This is a genomic window from Methylocystis sp. IM3, assembly GCF_038070105.1.
Taxonomy (GTDB): domain Bacteria; phylum Pseudomonadota; class Alphaproteobacteria; order Rhizobiales; family Beijerinckiaceae; genus Methylocystis.
Genome location: NZ_JBBPBZ010000002.1, coordinates 463,388 through 483,646, shown reverse-complemented (window position 1 = coordinate 483,646; position 20,259 = coordinate 463,388). Strand labels below are relative to the sequence as shown.

Genomic DNA, 20,259 nt, shown 5'->3' with positions numbered 1-20,259 from the left:
CCTTTCAACGTTTCGCCGACGATGCCTCGTCGAGAGCGCCTCGCGCCGCCTTGATCTGAGCCATCCACTTGCGCTTGTCGTCGCTCAATCGGCCCGACTCCGCCAATGGCTGAAGTATCGCCAGCGCGGCGTCGAGATGCTCCCGCGCTTTCGGCTTGTCGAGATCAGCCAGCCACCAGTGCGGAACAACCGCGTAAACTGTCGTTTGCGGATCGGCCGGGTTGGCGCGCGTCAGCGTCTGGTAGATTTCAAGGGCGCCTTCGAACGCGGCGATGGCTTGTTTGGTTTCCTGCCGCTTCGCGAGCGCGATCCCGATCTTTTCATAACTGACCGCCAGACCGCGCCGCCAGTTCTGGACGCCGGGGTTTTCGGTCGTCAGCGCCTCCCGGACGGCCCGAGCGTCGCCATACGACTCGAGCGCGCCTTTTAGATCCCCTTGCGCCAACTGGACATCGCCGAGCTTTTCATAACTGACGGACATATCCCATCGCCGCTGCGCGTCGCGAGGCGCCGCCGTCGAGAGCGATCTGGCGATCTCCAGATCATCGCCATAGGACTTGCGCGCGCCCGCCAGATCTCCAGCCGCCGCCTGCGCGTCGCCAAGTTTTTCATAGCTTACGGAGAGGTCGCGCCGCCATCCCGCGTCTTGTGGGCGGGATGAGGACAACGCTCCCATGACGGCGACCGAACGGCGCGCGGCGGCGCGCGCGGCTTCAGTGTCGCCCTTCGCCAGGAACACCTCGGAAATATGGTTGAGCGCCACCGATTGGCTGCGACGCAGATCCTCGCTCTGCGCGTTGTAGTCGGCGAGCTGCTGCTGCAATTTCAAAAGATCGTCGAAGGCGTCGACGAGCAGCGACGCCTGGCTTTCAGTCTCGCCCGCGAGTTTTTTCGCAAGCCCATCCAGGCTGCGATTGATGGAGTTGATCGCCGCCGCGAGCGTCGCTTCGGACTGCATCAGCTTCGCTGTCGCGTCCCGTCCTGTTTCGGGCGGGGATCGCCACAGCCAACCCGCAAGACCGGCCGCCACGAGCGTGGTTGCGAGGCCGGTCCAGGCCAGCGCCTCCAGCCGGCGCGTTCTCCGCGAGTTGCGGAGCGAGTAGTCGCTCTTCCGGGCGACCCGCTCCTCCTCGGGGATTTGCAACTCCTCGGGGGGGTGTGACACGTCTGTCCGGGGCGTTGATTTTTGCCTCTCTCGGCAGGCGATGAGATAGGCGCGGTCGACGGCGTCGAGGCGCGCGAGAAACTCCGGCTTGGCGTAGATAGATTCCGCCTTCTGAAGCAGAGCCCCTGCGTGTTTGGCCCATTCTGCGGACCGCCCATGTGCGTCCCATTCCGACGCCGCGCGCTTCAGCTTCTCCATCGTCTCGTCGAGCGCGGGCTCTTCGGCGAGCCAGTCTCGGAGCTGTTTCCAGCGATCGAGCAATATGTCATGCGCGAGTTCGAAGGTCGGTTCGTCGCCAGGCCGGTCGACGCCGCGCGTCACCAGCCGCTCCTCGGCGAGAAGCTCGATCAACGGGAGCGAATCGAGCGGGATTTCTCTCATGCGCGCGCGACGCCGGCGCGCGGTCCCTGAGCCGGGAACGTTGCAGGCCAACCAGGGAATGAGCCCGCGCCGCAACAAGGCCAAGCGGGCGTCGCGATCTCTCGGCGCGCCCGGATCGGCGCCAGCGATCGCAAGGACGCGTCCTGCAGCGGCGTCGATCATCCCCGCGAGCCGCCCGCATTTTTCGTAATCGGCTTTTCTGATGATCCTGTCGTAGGCGCAGAGGCGATAGAGCGATTGCAAGGCAAACGCCAGCCTGGCCAGCGGATCATCGCCGCTCTCGTCGAGATCGTCGAGGAGCGCCTCCACCAAGGCGGGCTCGATCTCCATTCGACCGGCAGGCGGAAGGCGGCCCGCAGGGCCCTCGATCACCGATCGATAGGCGTCACGCGACATGCTCGGCAATGCAAACAGACAGGGTCGAAATCCAGCAAAAAGCTTTTCGCGCTGAAGCGCCCCATAGTCGCTCAGGCGCATGGCCAGGACGATGATGACCGCGGGACGATCTTCGCTCGCCAGGCCAGCGATCAGCGCCGCCAGACGCCGGCTCTCGTCATTGTCGCATAGCAGACTCTCCGCCTGATCGATTGCAATGACGAGCGTCGGCGGCGATGCGCCGATGTCGCGTTCGGCCGCCGTTCGGCTCGTCAGATCCTCGAGCAAGCGCCGAAACGACTCTCCGCCCGCGGCGATGGCCTCGCGAATGTCCGTATCCGGAAGCGGGCGCCCGCGCCTCCGGGCCGCGTCCGAGATCGCCTCCGCCAAACCACCCGGGCCGAACAAGCCTCCTTCCGTCGATCGAATGACAGGAAGAAACAGGAAGGACGCGTCATCGCAGCCAAGCCGAGGCGCGAGCCCGGCGCGTAGAAAAGACGATTTTCCGGCTCCGGCTTCGCCCGCGACGATGAACAATCGCCCCGGCCCGCCCGCAGCCAGGCTGCGGAGCGCGTCGAGCGCTTCGACGAGTTCCGCATCGCGCCCGAAGAAGACGCCGGCGTCGACCGCGTCCAAAGCCTCGAGGCCTCGATACGGAGCGCGGTCGGGCTCATTTTGCGGCGGCCAGGCGAAAAATCGCGCATTTACCCGCGTTTGGACCAGCGCAGCCCTCAACGCGTCGAGCCCCCTGATTGAAAAGGTGACGGCGCGGTCCGCTTCGAAACTGCGGACCATGGAGGCTTCGTCGTCCGGGGCCAATGCGAAGACGCGCCCCGAAACGCTCATTCCTGAGGGAAGGTCTTCGATGGGAAGGGCGTCGACAATGACGCAGAACACAGCCTTGCCAAGGCTGCGCGAGCGCCAGTATCCGGCGCGCCGCTCCTCATCCGCCAGCCAGCCGCGCGACACGAGGAATATCACCGCTTCGCAGCGGCGGATCGCTTCACCGGATGCGCCGTCGTCGATTAAGGCCTCGGTCCAGCCGTTTTCAAGGAGCCATAGGCCGAGAGCCTTCGCTTCGGCGCCATCGTCCTTTGAATATGACAGGCATATCGGTTGCATCGCAGGTCCCCGGACGGGGCTTTTGTCCCGCACCGAGGTCATAGGATCGAAGAATGGCGAAGCGTGGGCGGCGCATCCGATTCCCTCCCCTCCTTCGCGGCCGCGCGACATGGCTCCCGGCCTGCGCCCGAGCGGAGTCTCCGCGAAAGGTCTTATTGCGTGACCAATTGACGGGGGTAAGCGAGCATGAGGGCTTCCATCTCGCTCGGCGCAAAAAGGGCGGCCAACCGAAGTCCGACCCCGGCGCCTTTCAGGCGATCGCCCCCAAAGACCGGGATAAACCCGTAATTCCCGCCATCGGCCCGCCAGACGGCGAAGATGACATCGGCGTCGTCCAATTTTCGCCCTGCGGCGTCCGGGTCCGAGTCGGCCAGCGCGGCGAAGTCGCGCGCCATTTGAACCAGACGCGGAGCGACGCCCGCGTGGAGCAGCTTGAAATATTCGTCCGCGGTCATTTCTTTCACCAACCGACATCCCCTGCCGGCCGTCAGGCTAGCGCAATACGCTGAAATAGAAAAACAAATTTGGCTGAGCGTCGGCGCAGGCCCCACAAAGCGCCGCGACCGCGCGGCATTCATCGCCACGTTCACGGCGTATCTCTCAGCCACCCGAGGGCTCACTTTGGGTCCCGCCTGGGAGTCGCCCGCCGCTTTCCGGACCCGGCTGTCGCCCCAGCTATGCATGGGGGAAGGAGCACCGCCATGCGCTACAGCCGTGAACATAGTCGCGCAGCAAGAGAGCTTGCCCTGATCGCAGCCCGGCGTCTCTCTCTTCTCGCGCTGACAACCAGCCCGGAGGACTTCGAGGCCTTGTGCCCCGGAGAGATGGAAAACTTTGAAAACGAGCGTGAACGCGCCGCCGACGATATGCGGCTGGGGCATGGGAAGCTCAGATCCCTGTTCGAAGAAGAGGCGCTGGACGCATTCGAGGCGGAGACAAATCGAATTCGCGTATCGATGATTTTCCCCACCTGCGCCGCGCAGTAGGTTTCTCGACGAACTCTGCGCGGGGTGCGTCATTTTGTCCGGCGGTCGCCGAGGGTCCGGGTCAAAAACGACGGTAGGATATTCGGGTCCTCAAATCGCCGGGAAGCAGATGACGGAACCTCTCGAAAACTTGTACAGACAAGCCCTCAAGGAAGCGGAAATCTATTTTGCGGAGCACGCCGACGAGATTGACGCGCAAAGTCTCATACGCATATTCCTGACGTCTCTTTTGGACTGCGGATATGGAATCGCGCCTCTCGAAGCCACAGACGACATGATCGAGGAAAGCGAGCCCTCGGTCGGCGACTATCAACGCGCAATATACAGGAAAATGATGTCCCGCCGTCCCAGGTTGAATTTCTGACCTCCGCGGCCGCGCCACTTTGGCGCACGCCGGCCGCAGGCGGGCATATCCGGCAAGGGGGAGTTTTCGCCTCGGAGTTTTTGCCTCAAGGCGCCGCCAGCGGCGGGCCGTTCACCGGGATGCTCACCTGGAACCCGCCTTGCTCGGGCGGGGCGCCGGCCTCGACAGTCCAGCCATGCTGTTCGCAGATCGATTTCACCGCGGCGAGCCCCTCTTCGAGCCGCATGCGGGCGCCCGCCTCCCGGAAGCCGTTATTGTCTTCTCCCCTGCCCGCCTCCTTGCCGCCTATGCCGAGCAATATGCCATTTTTCTCCTTGTTGCGCGTCGCAGAGATAATTATCCCCGACGCGTTTCGTCGCAATGACATCGACGTCTCGACAAGGTCGCGGAGAAGACGCATGAACATGGGCTTGTCCGCCTTTATCCGGAGATCCGCCGGAACCGTATTCTCGATTTTCAGCCCGGCGTCGCCCGTCGTCTCCGAAAGCGTGTTCAGAACGGAGTCGACCTCGCTTCTGAGGTGAATAAATTCGAGATTGAGGATGGCTGACGCCTGCAGGCTATATTCCAGCAAGGCGTCCACGAGACGCTGGGCGTTCGACGTCGAATCGAGAACTCTGTCGTTCGCCGCCGCGGCTGCAACCATGTCCCCCGCCGCCAGCGCGCTTTTCGCCTCGGACACGGACGCGCCGATCCTCTGCAAGCGTTCTCGCAGATCGTTGGCTGCAAGCAAGGCGAACTTGGAAACGCGCCTTTTCGCTTCCTCCAGTTGCCTGCCCTTGAAGAGAAGCTCTCGCTCCGTTTGCTTGTATTGAGTGATATCGAAAATCGTGACGGAAAGGTAAGACGCCGCGACGGTCTCGATCGGACTGGTGCCGATCCGCAGGATGAGTTCCCGCCCTTGCTTCGTGCAGCCTCTTATTTCCTCGTGATCCCCTCTTATCCTGCGACCAGGAAAATATCTGCGGGGGACCGCCAGGTCCCGGTCCTGCGGGGACGCAAAAAGCACGTCTATCGGCTTACCCGTCAGTTCGTCGGGCCCGTAGCCGAAAAGGGTCTCTGCGGCGCGATTGGCGAAGATGATATTGGCCGCTCTATCGACCAGGAGTCGACTGGCGAAAGAGCTGTCGATCAGCAATCTTAGCCACGAATAGCCTTCATCCATGACCCGCAGGCTCCACCTTGGAGGGCGAGATTTAGGCCGCAAGGCTGCGTTTTCAAGAGCAGGACGCAGGCCCGAAGCCGGCGCGGGACTTTCGCTCCAGTTGAGAAACCGCCAGCGATCCGGCGGCCGTTGTGAAGCCAGCAAGGAGGCCGCCACGCCCCTGGGCGTTCGCGCTGCTCGCAGCCAGTTCGATCCTTATTCTTTCTTCTCCGTCTCTCTCGTGGCGGCTTCCCTCAAGCCCTGAGCGATCATGACGCCGAAAGCCTCATGCTCCTCATCGGTTAAATCCTCGAGACGCTTCCCAAGGGAGCTGGCGAATTTTTCTTCAAGCTCGGCGATCGACGGCATGCCGCCTCCGTTTGGTTTCATTGCCTCCTCAAAGCGCCGGCGGTCGCCGAAAGCAAGTAAAATCATACCGTTGACGAGATATTTCTTCGGCTGCCCGTGAAGGAACGAACGAGACAGCGGCGCGGCTCGTGGCCTGTGAGGGTAAGGCGCTTTCGCCGAACCCGTCGCGCTTTCATCGCCGCCGCGAACTCGATATCGGCGGTCGATACGAATTATTATATTGAGCGGCGGCGCAACATGCGCCGGGCGACGAATCCACAAGGAAGAGGACTCATGCACATCGAGGAATTTGGGGTCGAACAGTGGATGTACGCTTATGAGAATATGTGTGACCTCAACCTTGCGGAAACGTGCGTCGAGTCGCTGACCGTCGGCGAGCTCCTGAGGCTCGCGGGCAGGGAAGGGTCGCTGTTGCGCGAAATTCTGCCGATGAAGCTGACCTATGGCGACATCGACGGAACAGAGCGGCTTCGCGCCAATGTCGCGTCGTTGTACGTGAACCAGCGACCGACCAATGTGCTGATCACACATGGCGCGATCAGCGCGAACGCGCTCCTCTATGAGACGCTGATAGAGCCGGGCGATCACATGATTTCCGTGTTCCCGACCTATCAGCAGCATTATTCCATTCCGGCGAGCTACGGCGCCAAGGTGGAGATTCTGCCGCTGCGCGAGGAAAATGCTTTCCTGCCCGACCTTGGCGAACTGGAACGGATGGTCACGCCAGCGACGCGCGTGATCGCTATCAACAATCCGAATAATCCGACAGGCTCGTTGATGGAGCCCGCGTTCCTCGGCGAAATCGCGCGAATCGCGCGTTCCTGCGGCGCTTATGTGCTGAGTGACGAGGTCTATCGCGGCACGGATCAGCACGGCTCCGGCTTCACGACGTCGATTGCGGATCTTTACGAGAAAGGCGTCAGCACCGGCAGCATGTCCAAGACGTGGTCGCTCGCGGGCTTGCGCGTAGGATGGATCGTCGCGCCAACAGAGACGATCCGACGCGTGCAGATTCATCGCGACTACAATACGATCAGCGTGGGAATGCTGAATGACCTGCTCGCCTCGATCGCGCTCGAAAGCCGGGATGCGATCCTCAAACGCAATCACGCCATTTTGCGCGCGAACCTTTCGACCCTCGACAGCTGGATCAGCGATGAGCCGCGCCTGTCTTACGTCAAACCGAAGTCTGGCACGACGGCATGGGTGCGGATCGACGTCGGCATGACCTCCCGCGATTTTTGCGTCGCCCTTATCGAACGGACGGGCGTGATGTTCACGCCCGGCAGCGCGCTGCAATGGGAGGGCTATGTTCGGATCGGTTATGCGAACAACCCTGACGTGCTCAAGGCAGGTCTTGCAAGAGTGTCCGGTTTTCTGCGCCAGTTGGGCGGGTAGACCGGCGGCGCCAAGTCCCCGTGAGGCCGAAAGCGGAAGCTGCGTCGGCCGCCTCTCCACGCCTGATTATTACGCGGCGGGCTCGAAAGCCCCCGCCGCGCCGGGCGCGCGCAGAGCGGCTTTTGCGTCTCCAGACTGCACTGAAGCGCGTCCGCGCCGCGAAATTGCTGGAGAACATGGTACCGCCACCCCGGCTCGAACGCGGGGACCCCAGATCCACAATCTGATTTTCTAGCGTCTCCAGACGCTACGGCGTTGTCTCTCCATTTCTAAAACACAAGCAAAACCAAGCCGGGCCATGCTGGCGCGCGGTCTCCGCCAGCACATAGTGATCCTTGCCGCGCCCTCCGGAGCAGGGTGACCGGCTCGTTAGCCGCGCAACCCAGCGCGCTGCCTTTAGCCACAGGGAACTTTAAGCGGGAGTTACGCGTTGACGAAGGTCAATTTATGCGGTCCGCCATTGGATGATTTATTAGGGGGGAGCGGAAAATGTCTGATTTCAATTTTAGTGTGACACTGGGTAACATCATCCTTCCGTCGCATGTGGAGTGGCGCATCAACACCGGCGAAGACCAGAAGTTAATTGAAGTTTACACAGGCAGCGTCGTCGTAGAACACCATGGCGGCGACAGCACCGGCAGGGGAACCTTCTTCACCTATCTGCCTCTGAGCGCAGATCGAGAGGGTCTTACGTTACGATCATACGGAACTGATACTGCTCCATCCACGATCACTTCATCCGCCATATTGGCGACCCCCGTGAGCGTGTCTCTCGAAGAAGACCAAACCACCTTTGCTGTCGACGCCTGGGGTCTCCAACTATTGCCTCAGTCATTTCCGGGTGTTGGAGGCGCGCCGCAAGTTCTAATCCTTAACTTCGACACGGCAATACGAAACGGCGTTCTCATCCGAGTGGGCTACCACGTGACTTTAACCACGCCGCTTATTGCAGCTATCAACGATGGTTTAGTTCTTGGCGGGGGATTTGCGCCGCAGATATAGCCATCGTGCCGAAGGCCTCCCCTGAATTTCAGATGACGTGCGCCAGCGCCTTCCGGGGATTTTGTGAAACGAGCGCCCTTTGCCCGTCACTAGTTGCTCGTGCTGGCGGGCGTCACATCAACAATCTCGATACCGGCAAGACGACTGATCTCGTGCATGGCGACGAGATAGCTCGCCTTGGGCCGTCCGGCGGGGTTTGGCGATGCGCCCGGCAGCCATCGCCCGCCCGGCCCGCGACCGTCCGTCTTCACGTCGCTGCCCGCCTGTCCTGTCTTCGCCATGCAATGCCCCCGTCTTAGCTACACGCGCTGACGTTACACTATAGCATCGCTGGACGCTGCGGCGGCGGCTATTAGTCAAGTTCAAGCTAGTCCCCAGCGCCCGCAAAAATTTTCTGAAAACGGCAGCCCATCGCGAAGGGGCGGGGTTACGTTGGGAAAATGCATGGGCGAGCGCCAGACGAAACGACTAACAATCAAATTCATCGAAAGCGTCCAAAAGAACCCGCCGGCCAAGCCAACGGAGTATCCCGACGGCGACGGACTCTTCCTCACCGTGCGGCCGTCCGGCAGGATGAGCTTCAACTTGCGGTTTCGGCACGAAGGCCGCCCCCGAAACTACACTATTGGCCCGGCCGCGCTCGGCCTCGCTAAAGGCGCGTGAATTGGCCCGAGAGGCGCTTGTCGAGCTCGCCCGAGGCAATGATCCTGGCGCCATCAAGAAAGAGCGCAGGGCCGCCTCTGAGGCCGCGAAGCGGGACACCGTCGCCACCGCGGTCGAAGCCTATCTGTCCGCTCCCAATCCGAAAGCTAAGACTAAGAAATGGAAACCAGCTTGGGCGAAAGAAGCCGAGCGCCTCCTCCGCGTCGAGATCGTCGCCAAATTGGGCAATCAGACCGCGGCCGAGTTGACGAGCTGGTCCGGTTCCTCGCCCGCGGAAGGCCCATATCGGCAGCAGTGGCAAAAACGCTGGCCTACATTTTGGGCGGAGGAAAACTCCAGAGTTCCTCGCCCAAAGGGGAACGAATTGTCGTCAGTGTGCCAAGCGACACTCCGCGCGACTTTTTTCCGGACCTGGCTCTTACGCCCGACGGGAAACTGAAATTTATCTTGCCACCCGGAGCGCAACTCAAAACCATTCCGCCAAAAACGGCGCGCGGCCCGTTCTACGTGACCGTAGAAGAACGATTGCCGCCACACCGACCAGCCGACCCGACCAACGACAGATACTGGGTTGCCGCTGAGGAAGTTCGTAAGCGTGTGGAAGGGGGAGAGCAGTTTACTAAAGCGCTCAAGACTGTCTGCGCTAAATACAAGTCCAACATTAACCGCGTGATATCCTTCTACCGCATACTCGATGTGTGAACCACCTGGGCGGCGAAGCTCCCGGGCATTTGCGGGAGTCGCGGATTTCCGCGGCTCCTTTTTTTGCGCCTGCGGGTCCCATGGACAATTATAAAAAGCGTGTCGGCTTTCGATAATTATTATCAGAAGCGCGTGCAGTTTAAATAACTGAGAAGAAAGTGTTTTCTCGCTCACGCCCTCTAGCCGATCGACATCGCGCATGCCTAATTTGTCCATGCAAGGCGATGTCATATCTCGTCGCGAGCCCCATGGAGAAAACGAAATTGTTGGACACGGCCGATCCTCTAGAGCTGATCTCCGACCCGAAGCTCGCCAAGCTGCTAAATGTCTCTTTGCGGACCTTCGCGCGTTGGGACAGCGACCCGGGCAATGATTTTCCGCGGCCGGTCCGCGTCAACGGCCGGAAATTTCGCCGCCGCACTCAGATTGAGGCCTGGTTGGAAAGGCGCGCGCTCGCGTCGCTGAAACCCGCCGTGAAACCCGCATCTGCCACGCGTGCCAAGACCCGACCGGGAGTTTCATCAAGCGCGCCCCCCAGTGACGCGTTTTATGAAGCGTCTGGCGACACTTCACGGAACAGTGATGACATAAGGAAAACCCATGCAAACGCAGACCTCCGAACAAATCCAGGCCCAGGCCAAGCGCAGCACCCGCGAACTGCTCGCAAGCTCCATCGCGAACATTGGTTGGGTTCTCGTGATGGACACTAATGCGAAGGGCGTCTTGGAAGAAATGTCGCATGACTCCGCCAGGCTCGAGCGCATCACGGTAGTGGACTCCTCGCCAAAAAGAAACTCGACACGGCGCTCGCCGCCATAGAGCGCGGCAACGAGCTTGCCGTCAAAGCCATGGAGAAAGCGATCACAGACTTCCTGCTCTCGCTGGAACTGCCCGAATAAGCATCAGACGGCGCACGGCCAATGCTGCGCGCCTTTTCTCATGACAACGGCGTGCGCCGCGACGAAGACGGCGACTTTTGGTATGGCGAGGTCTCGCATGACGGTCTTGACGACCTCATCGAGGTTATGGCCGACGCGAAACTGCTGCGCGCCAGCGCAGCGGCGGGCGGCGATGACCGCCTCGACCCTCATCCGCCGCCTGGCTGCGACGACCTCCACTTCGGCTACGCCATCACCGCTCACACGGCGCAAGGCTCGCAATGGCCGAGGGTGCTGGTGAAGGACCAAAGTCAGGTCTTCTGCGGCGACGCGGCGCGCTGGCTCTACACGGCCGTTACGCGGGCCGCGCGCGAGCTGACGCTGGTCGGCGGCGCGGCGCCACGCGGCTTCTCAGGATGGGGAACGCGCCGATGGAAACGCCTCGTCCCAACCTCAAAGGCGTCAATGGCGGCGCCGGCCATGGCGGCGGCGATCGCCGCGAGGCGCCGACAGCGATCGAACTGACCCGCTGCCGGAACGCTGACGGCGCCTTATCGAAGCGCATCAAACTCGGGCCCGACGACAAGCTCGTATCCACGCTAGCCGCGAATATGGTTCGCAGCAGTATGGAGCGCATGCCGCTCGACGATTGGCGCCAGTTCGCAGAGATCCTCGAGCAGACGCCATCCGACGTCGCCTATACCCTCGGGCGCCTGCGCCCAGACCTGCCCGATCGCGTGCCACTGGCCATCAAGGGTAAGGCAGGCGCCGATCCCGCCAAAGGCGCGCCGCGCAGCCGTGAGAGTTTCACCTATACGGCCGGCGCGCCCGGTCTCGCGTTGATCGACTTTGACGTCAATGAAACGCCGGTCAAAGTCAGGGCTAGTATCGACGCGAAGGGCGGCTTTCTCGGCGAGCACGACTATCTGCTCGTCCTCGACGCCGCCGACGTTAAGCGGTGCTTGATACGCTTCACGCCCGCGCCTGGGCGCATGGCCTCGGCTGGCATATGCTCGGCAAGAACGGCGCGCTGCTTCAGCGGTCGATCGTCGATCGCAGCGCCTCCGCGCCCGAGCGGCTATGCTTCGAGGCGACGCCGCAACTTTCGCCGCCGCTGGCGCAACGGCGACCAAAGCCCGAAATCCACGACGGCCCGCAATTCGACAGCAAGGCGCTATGCCTTGAATTGACCGCCGACGAAAAGCGCGCGCGGCGATCGACGCCTCCGCCAAGGCGCTAAAGCCCGAGGCCGAGCGCGTCCGCCGAGAATGGGAGGCCCAACGGACTGCGGCGCTCGTCAAGCGCGGCATTAGCCAGGAACAGGCGGAACACACAGCGCGCCAATGGGCCGGCGGCGTTCTGTTGCCCGACGCTATCCTCGATTTTCGCAATCACAATCTCGGCGCGCCGGCTGTGCGCGACGTGCTGGCCGATCCGGCGCGCTATGAGGGCAGATGGTTCGCCGACCCGATTGAAGGCGCTTCTTTTTCAAGGAGCAGCGCCATTCTCCGGCAAGACGAGGGCGGGAAGGTTTATGTCCTGTCCTTCGCGCATCGCGCCGAGACGATCTACCGGCTGAAACATGACTTCGCCTCGGTCAGCGCGGCGATCCGGGGCGTGGCGAAGCCTGCCGCTGTGCGCATCCTCTGCAAGCTGGCGCCCAACGCTGAACTCGATCCAGCGGAGGAAATTGAGCTTGTAAGATTGGCCGGCGAACGCTTCGGCGGCGTCAATGCGGCCAAAGCCGCTCTGAAAGCCGCGCGGGGGGTGAAACAGGAGGAGGCGGCGAAGGCGCGTCGCGCACGCCTAGCGGCGGAGAGCGTAAAAATCCGGTTACGGCCGCCTTTGGCCGACGCCGAAGCAGGCCCGGTTATGGAGGCGTGGGACGAAGCCCTATGCAGCGTCACGGCGGCCGAGCCCCCTATGCGCGACGTGGAGAGCTGGCCGGTCGCCATTCGCTGCCGCGAGACCGTGAACACACACACATTGACGGCGAGCGGCGCCAACGCCGAAGAGGAAGAGGACGAGACCTCGCCACTGCCGCCGCCCAAGCATTTCCTGCTCACCAAGCACGACGCCTATAGCTTGGAGATCGCAATCGGCGACCACGTCACTTTCGTGGAAGATACGGCGGACGGCGAACGTTACGTCGCCCCGCCATCAAAATTCGTCAATCACTGTCTCCGCTACACCCGCTCAAAAACGCCAAGGGTACGCGCTGTGGCGACCATGCCGCTTGTGTTGCCGAATGGCGAGCTGCTGGCGCAGAACGGATTGCATCGGCAATTCAATTTTGTCATGCGCAATGATCCGGAGCTGTTGAAATATATCCCAGCGAAAAAAGACTGCACGGAGATTGCGGTCGCCAAGGCTTGGCGCGTTTTGACCGAGGGATGGCTCGTTGACGTAGCGACCGGCGTTGTCGGCAAGGCGATCCTCATTGCTCTCACGCTCAGCATCATCGAGCGCGTGCTGCTTCCCGAACGACCCGCGTTCTGGATTTCGGCCGGATTGCGGGGCAGCGGTAAAACCACGGTTATCACCATGATCATTCTCGCCGTGCTCGGCGCGAAGCCGGCGGCGGCGGCGGCGGCGGCGGCGCTGGCCGTGCGCAATGAGGATGAACGGCGCAAGGCGATATTGGCTCATCTACAAGAGGGCCTGCCCGTTATCGTGTGGGACAACATCCCTCGCGGCGCCAGGATTTCCTGCCCACATCTCGAGCGCGCCGCCACCTCGGAAATCTACAGCGATCGCCTGCTTGGCGCGACCCAGACCGTCCACGCGCCGGCCTATACGATCCAAGCCTTTACTGGAAACAATGTGGGACCGGCAGGCGACTATGCGTCCCGTAGCCTGCGGTTGCAATTGACGCTCGATCGCCCCGATCCCGAGAACCGGCCTTTTACGCACCCCAACCCGGTTCAATGGACGCTCGACCATCGCGGCGAGATCCTGAATGCGCTCTATACGATCCTGCTCGGCAATCCGCCGCTCGAACCCGGCTGTGACATTCAACCGCGGTTCAAGGCGTGGCAACGGCTCATTGGCTCGGCTGCAGAGCATGCGGCCATGACGGAGGCTTCACCGGGAGGCCTAGAGCGGGCTCGCTATTTTTGCTTGGCAGCGCCCCGCTCCCCGCCGGAAAGCATCACATCAATCTGAATGCCGGGGAGGGATCAAATTGGTCATGCTTCATTGCACTATCCTATGGCGTTAGGCCTCTTGACTTAAGCTTAATTTTTGCAAGAGAATAGTTATATTCTAACTTCGTTACGGGGGCGCTTATGTTGGGCGATTTTCGAAAGGCGGCTATCGTGAAAATGGTTCTAGGCGGCGCAAGTCTCGCTTTCACGACGCCGATTGTTGCGCAAGAGATCGATCCATTTTGTAGCCCACTAAGCGACCCCAAAATGCCGGCGATGAAGCTCAAATTCTACAATGATACAAATACGCCGCCTCCAGGCCAGTGGGTCTTTCCTGTTATAACGATGGGCAAGGGTCCGATTGACACATGGATGCAATTTTATTTTAGCGTCACTCAGAATCAAATGGAGGATCCCTCGGGCGCCTATAATTTTCCTCGGGACAAAGCCTATCGCCTCTATGTCAATCCGACGAAAGGCATTGCGCCTGGACAGAAAATCTGCATCACGCTACCTCTATACACCAAAATCAAAGACTCAGGCTCTGCGTCATTCGACGGGATAAATCCAAAGGATCCGGGTCAATTCATTGACTGGTGGCAAGGCGGTACAATTCAACTCTTCTACTCGAGCAACGCAAACGCACCGCGTGCATTATGGGACGACCGCAATTATTATCCCGTAAGCAATCCCATTGCAGCCCTGCGGCTGCTTAATTCCCTCTCCTTCCCCCTGCGCTCCTTAGGGAACGATTACAAACCCTTTAGCCAAAACCCGGATTTCGCAGGAAATAGGGACGCTTGGCCGCGACCAAACCAGTATGAAACATCCATTACGGCCGCTAACACCGTGAAGCCCGTTTGCAAGGGAACAAATCCTTGCGAAAGCCTGGTCATCCAAGAAGACACCGCTGATCTACCGAAGGCAGATCCCAGCCAACTGCTTGAGTATACTCTTGGCGCGCGGCAGGCCGTCGATCAACCTAAGGGAAAAGATTCACCTCCAGCAGTGCTGGATCTAAAGAATGTCGATTTCGACATTAGCTATGTGAATGTGGCTTATGGACCCGCCGCTATGGGGCCCGTCAATAATGACCAGGTCGGCTATGTCGGCACACCGCAGTCGTACGGAACCTTTTTGACAGCTTTGAACAACTTTAGATCGAACGGCCAATATCCAGGCTGGCCACGCTTTGTGCGGGAGTACAAACCATCGACAAAAAGCGGCGCCATCGAGCGCGTTACCGTTGAGAAGTTTGCTTCACCTTTAGAGGTGATGCCGTCGTTGACTGCGCCAAATCCACGCACGGACTTGGAGTCTGTTACGAAATGGAACACGGATATATGGGCCCCCATCGGGCGCCTGAGAGAAGCATGGCAGTATCATACGAGCCCGGGCAATGGCTATTGCTTGTCCGCCACGAACACGGGCACGAAGTTTTGCCAAGCCATCAACGACATCATTCCGATGATGCAAGAAAATTACAAAAAGTATCTCAGTCTTTTTGCAAATGGCACATGCCAGGGCACCGCCGTCAAAATGAAGCACGCCAATGGTGGCGAGGATTACAATTTCGACGCTACGACAGACTTCGTCATGTCCCATGTGTATGGCTGGACGCCTTTCACAGAAGCGGTCGAGGCCGACCCCACGAAGGGGTGCAAGCCAACCGACAATCTACTCGCAGACTCCTCAGCATATTATCAAAACGAAGTGGACTGTCCCACTCAGGACCAGCCCAAAAGAAAATGTAAGCTGTATGGACCCTATCTGGCTGCGAAAAAAGAATTCGACGAATTGAACTACGGCCAGCGGAATGACTCGCCCTATAATAGAGATAAGCCCGCGAGCAACTACTCGTTTAATCCTTGGGTTGTGCTTGTCCACGGTGATCCAACCGCTAAAAATGGCATGCGGAAATTCCTGAAAATCCCTGGGGTATATGCCTATTCAGTTGATGACGCTGTCGGAAATGTTCAGGCATGGGGAGAGGGCGTGGTAATTGACGTAGGAAGCACCAAGCATCTAGAAAATCAGAACCCCGCTACTCCGCCGATCACGATTACCGTTGGGAAGTTCGCGAACGCTGATGGTATGGACAGGCCCAGGTTCACGGACTACTTGCTGTGCCCGAGAAGCCTCAGGCAGAATGGTATGCCTGCCGCCGATGATCCACATTGGAGGCCGATCAACCAGCTCTACACTTCGTTTATCCTCAATTCCAACAACCCTTCTTGCCAAGTTTGGCTTCGAGACAACGGGGATAAGGTGAATTACCCCAAGACGACAAATCCCCTTAAGAAATCTCCCCAATACTATACATTCACGTTGAGAAAGGAGAGCCCGACAATAGATATACCGCCGTTCCTGCCTGAGTTTTCGGCAGATAAATCCCCAGGCTGGGACAATACGGGGGCTTATATCGACTGCAAGGGCAACCTTACGAGCAACGACCCGGCTTCAGACTATGGGAAGTTCCCTAGTAAATATTGGTGTTGCTCTGGGCCGACCCAGCCGATTAAAACTCTGGGGCGCGGTGTATTCGCCTATTCCAAGAAAGACCCGCTAAGCATCCACAGCAGTCTGGATCACTTCGTGAATGCAATGCCGCCCCTTTATATGCCGATCCCGCCGGCCTCGAACCCAGGGACAGAAGGTAACTTCAACCCTGACGATCCAACTTGCGATATAAAACCCGATAATTCGGCAAACAATTAAGCTACCAAAAGGTGGGCGCATAAGATCCTGGCGGGTTGCGATGCGCCGCCAGTCCTCGAGTTTGGCGAAGAGGTTCTCGATTTTGTGCCGCTGTCGGTAGGGCCCCTTGTCGTAGTCGAGAGGGGTCTTTCGGCTTCTGGTTGGCGGGATGCAGGGTATGGTTCCGCGCGCCACAAGCGCTTCCCGAAACCAGTCACTGTCGCAACCCCTGTCCGCGCTCAAAGGCCGAAGCAGGCGGCGGCGCCTTGAGCATCATCGGGCACCTTTGTGGTCGTTCATCTGCCCTTTTGTCAGTAGCATCACGAGGGGCTCCCCGCCCCCGTCGCAGACGAACGTGAAGCTTCGAGTTCAGCCCGTAGGCGCAGCGCCACGCCAAAGAGCGCCTTCGTCGCCTCGAGCGCGCTGAGAGCGGGACGATCGGCCGGCCATATATCGTCCGCGGGGATTGGGACCTTCTTGCGCGGAGCCCCGCGTGACGCCTCGCCTTTGTCGCCGGCCTTGGAGGCTTTCGGCGTCGCCCTCCATCCTTATCCGGGGCGCCGCGGCTTGCGCCACGCGCGCCGAGACCAATCGTCAGCGAAGACGCGAGCCTCGGCGCCTTCGATCGGCGCAATCCAACTTTCGGGCTCGATCTGTTCGAAGAGGCGCTGATAGACCGCCTCGGCGATAGCGGGATCGTTTTCGAGGCGTTTCAGGATCTCTGGCGTAAGATGCACAACGCCGGTCACTATGATGCGGTTACAATCGAGATCGAGTCTGACTACGGCGCCGACAGCCTCCGCCGCAGCGAGAAGATCCACAGGCGATAGGCGTAGGGCGGCTGGGTCGATTGCGCCGTTACTCATCGTCGCTGCCGTCTTGCCAATCAATGTCGAGGCCGAGCGCGGTCAAGACATTTTAGGCGCATCCTACGCTTCAGCTTCCTCGCCAATGCTTGTCGCGCCAGCAAACTCGCGCAATATCCGGGCCGCTCTCAATGTTCGCTAAATCGATCCAACGAACTCGCCGATCATCACGAGCGCTACACCATGCTCGCTGGCCAGATGATTAATATCTGTCCTTGCTTCTGCGAGCCCATAGTCGACCTTGACCCCTGGCCCGGTCCTTCATAGGCGCCACGCTCAACGCCAGAACGCGACACGCCATGAAGCGGAGGAGTCGCTATCAGTCCTGGTCCGCGAACTTCCACGGATGTGTCCCGGTTCGGAACGGGAGCGCTGGCCAGTGCGCCTTTAAATCGGGTAATCCAAAGATCGCCATTCTCCCACTGCAAATCGAATGCGGGTGGACCTGTGTCAGCGACTGTCCACCCTTCCAACAGGCCCTCGTCTGCACATCACTGGTCCCCAGATTCCAGATGGCCTCCCTAGGCCCCGCACCGCGCATTAAGCGCCCATAGCTTGCATCAATCGCCAGAGAGGCTTCGTTCAATCGATCCGCTTCGAAACGCCGCGACTCTTGGAGCCTCCATTAAGACATGGAAATGCGGTAGCGGCTCGCTCCGAGTCCAGCGACGGTCGGATCACGACGGCTGATATGCCCGAGGGCAGAACGCAGCAACAGGCAACCGGCCGAGCTGGTCAGGATTGCGCAGCCGGTCGTCTGTTGTGGTGAGATTGGCCGCAAAGGTCCTGAGCATCACAAGCCGAGAGCGGAATGCGAGCGATTCCGCGGTTTTCGCAATTGCGGCCCAGCCTGATTGGGATCTACTACTTCATGAGCGGCACAGTGTAGGACAGCGCCCCGATATTCCCTTTGTCGCCTTTGAAGTTCGCATGGCACATCACGCAGTTTTCGGAGACAACGGGCACGCCGGTCGCGACTCGCAAGTAGCGCTTGCCGTCCTTTTCCGAGAGCTCTTCATAATAGCTTTCACCATCTCGCAGCTTCTTCGCGGCTGTGCGCTCGAACAGATCGGCGGGGAGATCGTCCGCATCGCCGACAGCCTCGGTCAACCCCAGCAATCTGACATCGTACCATCCAGACTTCTTCATCGTAGCGAAAATCGCCTTGCCTGCAGCCGCCGCGGAAACGTCGCTCGGCGCTTTCACGTAAGTCTTGTCAACAAGGACGATGACGTTCTTAAAAAGCTCATCGAGCATCTTCACATGCTGCCTCGTCCTCACCACCGCGGAGTCCTCTTGTATCCCCTTCTTATCCTCGGCCAACGACGAAACCGATAGGCCTAAAGCGGCGAACGCTAACAGGATCATGCCCGACAGGATTTTCTTTTCCGTATGATGCATTTCAATGCCCTCAGATTGTGGGAATTGGGGAGTGGCCGAACCTTTAGAGAGCGGAGGTCCGATCAATCTTACTCCGTGCGACAAGAAATTTTTTGTCGGGAATCTCGGCCGTGCGCTGTCCGTCGCTAAAAGCGGCGCTACCACGGCATTCCCAGCAGCTTCGAAAAGCGAAGCGAGCGGCTCCGTCAGCGCCGCGCTGTGGGTCACTGCGTATCGATGTATGGCCGTTAAGCAACCTCGAGGACACGCGAAAAAAGGAGCGAACGAGGGAATATGACGTCTTTATCGTAGGGTGAACCCGCCCAGGGTCTGTTGGCGTCGTGATGGCTTCACAGTCGCAAGCGCCAGATCCCTCCCCCGCGTCAGCTCAGCCCCGGACCTGGGCGTATGGGATCGCTTTCGTGTTGTTGAGATCAGCTTTCTTGTATGAGGGTTTCAAGCGAGAATGATTTTTCAAGCCTGACAAGGTCGACGGTCTCGTCCCAGACTTCGTTGAGATGCGTCGCGTTTTTTAACTCGGCAGTAGAACCACGAATTGACTCGAAGGATCATTATTGACGGTGTCGCCGGCGGTATACGTTGACTTGATCGGATAACGCGCCTCAGCTCCATTTACTTATTTCTTTGGATCCAGATCCTCTCTAATTTGCGCTCCGTTTGGACTGCACCTCTTCCGACGGATTTTCCATGGCCATTCCGGCGGTATCCGCCGAGAGGATTGGGTGGATGAAACGAGATCGAGCTTGCGTCATTCCAGCTGTGGTTTGTAAATTCCTGTGGCGGAAGCTAACCTCTTCCCAGCTGCACGCCAGAGATAACTTAGCATCCTTTGGCTATCGTCGATGGCTCACACAGGACAAAGCATAGTCCTCAATCATCAATCCAGAGGCCTCGGTGGCGACAAGATCCAATGCTCAGTGGCTGATCTCTTTGCGCGAGACAGGGCAAAGCCAGGAGAACGCGGTCAAGGAGCTGCGACAATTATTGCGCCGCGCCATTCTCAACTTCCTGTCTCGTAAGCGAGCGCCTAATGCCGGCCTCCTTAACCATGGCTATGAGGATGTGGCGGAAGACTGCGCACAAGAGTCCGCCTTCCTCATTCAGTCCAAGCTGGATCAATTCCGGGGCGACAGCGAATTTACGACATGGGCCTATTCGATCGCGATCCGTGTCACCCTCAATGAACTGCGACGGCGCCGTTGGCAAGCAAGCGCGGCCGACCCGGCGCGACTCGGCGACGCCATGCCGCACTGGCCGATTGACAATCCCGGGCCAGAGCGAAGTCTCGAGCAGCAGCAAGCTTGGGCGATGCTGAGCGAGCTGATCGAAACCGCACTGACCCCCTTGCAGCGCAAGGCGTTGATTGCACACGCATTCCAAGAAATGCCGCTGGATCTGGTCGCTGAATGGCTGGGAACCAATCGGAACAGCCTCTATAAGCTCATTCACGATGCGCGCAAACGGCTCAAGGCGGCCCTCCTCTCAAGGGGCGTCACACACCGTGAGCTAATCGCCACATTCGATATGCCCCGGCAATCGCGATCCTATTTAGAAGATGGTAAGAATTCTTTATTTCAAGACGTCTAATGGTTAGAAACGA

General features: G+C 59.7%; 18 protein-coding genes. 11 read left to right on the top strand and 7 right to left on the bottom strand.

Annotation, left to right across the window (positions count from 1 at the left end):
• Positions 1-4 precede the first annotated feature (4 nt).
• Both WOC76_RS04100 and WOC76_RS04095 read right to left on the bottom strand, forming a co-directional pair.
• The gene (locus WOC76_RS04100; RefSeq protein WP_341431277.1) at positions 5-3,043 is read right to left on the bottom strand and encodes an ATP-binding protein; all 3,039 of its coding nucleotides are present in this window, start codon (positions 3,041-3,043) and stop codon (positions 5-7) included.
• Between the two features lie 152 nt (positions 3,044-3,195).
• Positions 3,196-3,633: a hypothetical protein gene (locus tag WOC76_RS04095; protein WP_341103684.1), complete on the bottom strand. Its 438-nt coding sequence runs from the start codon at positions 3,631-3,633 to the stop codon at positions 3,196-3,198.
• Positions 3,634-3,744: 111 nt separating this feature from the next.
• On the opposite strand from WOC76_RS04095, the gene WOC76_RS04090 reads away from it, so the two are divergent.
• A complete protein-coding gene (locus WOC76_RS04090; protein ID WP_341103685.1) occupies positions 3,745-4,029 on the top strand; it encodes a hypothetical protein in 285 nt (94 codons plus the stop codon).
• 449 nt (positions 4,030-4,478) lie between these two features.
• Here the strand turns inward: WOC76_RS04090 and WOC76_RS04085 are convergent, their stop codons facing one another.
• Together WOC76_RS04085 and WOC76_RS04080 are read right to left on the bottom strand one after the other, a co-directional pair.
• The gene (locus tag WOC76_RS04085) at positions 4,479-5,558 is read right to left on the bottom strand and encodes a PAS domain S-box protein (RefSeq protein ID WP_341103686.1); all 1,080 of its coding nucleotides are present in this window, start codon (positions 5,556-5,558) and stop codon (positions 4,479-4,481) included.
• Between the two features lie 195 nt (positions 5,559-5,753).
• Positions 5,754-5,906 (bottom strand): hypothetical protein, encoded by a 153-nt coding sequence (locus WOC76_RS04080; protein WP_341103687.1) that lies wholly within the window; start codon positions 5,904-5,906, stop codon positions 5,754-5,756.
• A 273-nt stretch (positions 5,907-6,179) separates the two neighbouring features.
• Here WOC76_RS04080 and WOC76_RS04075 point away from each other — a divergent pair, with 273 nt between their 5' ends.
• Both WOC76_RS04075 and WOC76_RS04070 read left to right on the top strand, forming a co-directional pair.
• Positions 6,180-7,304, top strand: coding sequence for an aminotransferase (locus WOC76_RS04075; RefSeq protein WP_341389739.1), 1,125 nt, complete (start codon positions 6,180-6,182; stop codon positions 7,302-7,304).
• Positions 7,305-7,793: 489 nt separating this feature from the next.
• Positions 7,794-8,306, top strand: coding sequence for a hypothetical protein (locus tag WOC76_RS04070; RefSeq protein WP_341103690.1), 513 nt, complete (start codon positions 7,794-7,796; stop codon positions 8,304-8,306).
• Positions 8,307-8,395: 89 nt separating this feature from the next.
• Here the strand turns inward: WOC76_RS04070 and WOC76_RS04065 are convergent, their stop codons facing one another.
• The gene (locus WOC76_RS04065; protein WP_341103691.1) at positions 8,396-8,587 is read right to left on the bottom strand and encodes a hypothetical protein; all 192 of its coding nucleotides are present in this window, start codon (positions 8,585-8,587) and stop codon (positions 8,396-8,398) included.
• Between the two features lie 163 nt (positions 8,588-8,750).
• Here WOC76_RS04065 and WOC76_RS04060 point away from each other — a divergent pair, with 163 nt between their 5' ends.
• From WOC76_RS04060 to WOC76_RS04030, 7 genes are all read left to right on the top strand, one after another.
• Positions 8,751-8,969, top strand: coding sequence for an Arm DNA-binding domain-containing protein (locus WOC76_RS04060; RefSeq protein ID WP_341103694.1), 219 nt, complete (start codon positions 8,751-8,753; stop codon positions 8,967-8,969).
• Between the two features lie 294 nt (positions 8,970-9,263).
• Positions 9,264-9,671 (top strand): hypothetical protein, encoded by a 408-nt coding sequence (locus WOC76_RS04055; protein ID WP_341103696.1) that lies wholly within the window; start codon positions 9,264-9,266, stop codon positions 9,669-9,671.
• Positions 9,672-10,271: 600 nt separating this feature from the next.
• On the top strand, positions 10,272-10,490 hold the full coding sequence (locus WOC76_RS04050) for a hypothetical protein (RefSeq protein WP_341103698.1): 219 nt from the start codon (positions 10,272-10,274) through the stop codon (positions 10,488-10,490).
• A 101-nt stretch (positions 10,491-10,591) separates the two neighbouring features.
• Entirely contained in the window at positions 10,592-11,074 is a 483-nt protein-coding gene (locus WOC76_RS04045; RefSeq protein WP_341103700.1) for an ATP-binding domain-containing protein, read from the top strand.
• On the top strand, positions 10,981-11,739 hold the full coding sequence (locus tag WOC76_RS04040; protein WP_341103702.1) for a hypothetical protein: 759 nt from the start codon (positions 10,981-10,983) through the stop codon (positions 11,737-11,739). Before WOC76_RS04045 ends, WOC76_RS04040 begins: the two co-directional genes overlap by 94 nt.
• Before the next feature lie 172 nt (positions 11,740-11,911).
• Positions 11,912-13,714 (top strand): hypothetical protein, encoded by a 1,803-nt coding sequence (locus WOC76_RS04035; protein ID WP_341103704.1) that lies wholly within the window; start codon positions 11,912-11,914, stop codon positions 13,712-13,714.
• Positions 13,715-13,836: 122 nt separating this feature from the next.
• Positions 13,837-16,413 carry a hypothetical protein gene (locus tag WOC76_RS04030; RefSeq protein ID WP_341389732.1) on the top strand — a complete coding sequence of 859 codons (2,577 nt, stop codon included), beginning with the start codon at positions 13,837-13,839 and terminating at the stop codon, positions 16,411-16,413.
• A 527-nt stretch (positions 16,414-16,940) separates the two neighbouring features.
• On the opposite strand, the gene WOC76_RS04025 is transcribed toward WOC76_RS04030, so the two are convergent.
• Entirely contained in the window at positions 16,941-17,258 is a 318-nt protein-coding gene (locus WOC76_RS04025; RefSeq protein WP_341103707.1) for a hypothetical protein, read from the bottom strand.
• Between the two features lie 864 nt (positions 17,259-18,122).
• Positions 18,123-18,866 (bottom strand): hypothetical protein, encoded by a 744-nt coding sequence (locus WOC76_RS04020; RefSeq protein WP_341103709.1) that lies wholly within the window; start codon positions 18,864-18,866, stop codon positions 18,123-18,125.
• A gap of 687 nt (positions 18,867-19,553) precedes the next feature.
• Between WOC76_RS04020 and WOC76_RS04015 the strand changes: the two genes are divergently transcribed.
• Positions 19,554-20,246 (top strand): RNA polymerase sigma factor, encoded by a 693-nt coding sequence (locus tag WOC76_RS04015; protein WP_341103710.1) that lies wholly within the window; start codon positions 19,554-19,556, stop codon positions 20,244-20,246.
• Positions 20,247-20,259: the final 13 nt, after the last annotated feature.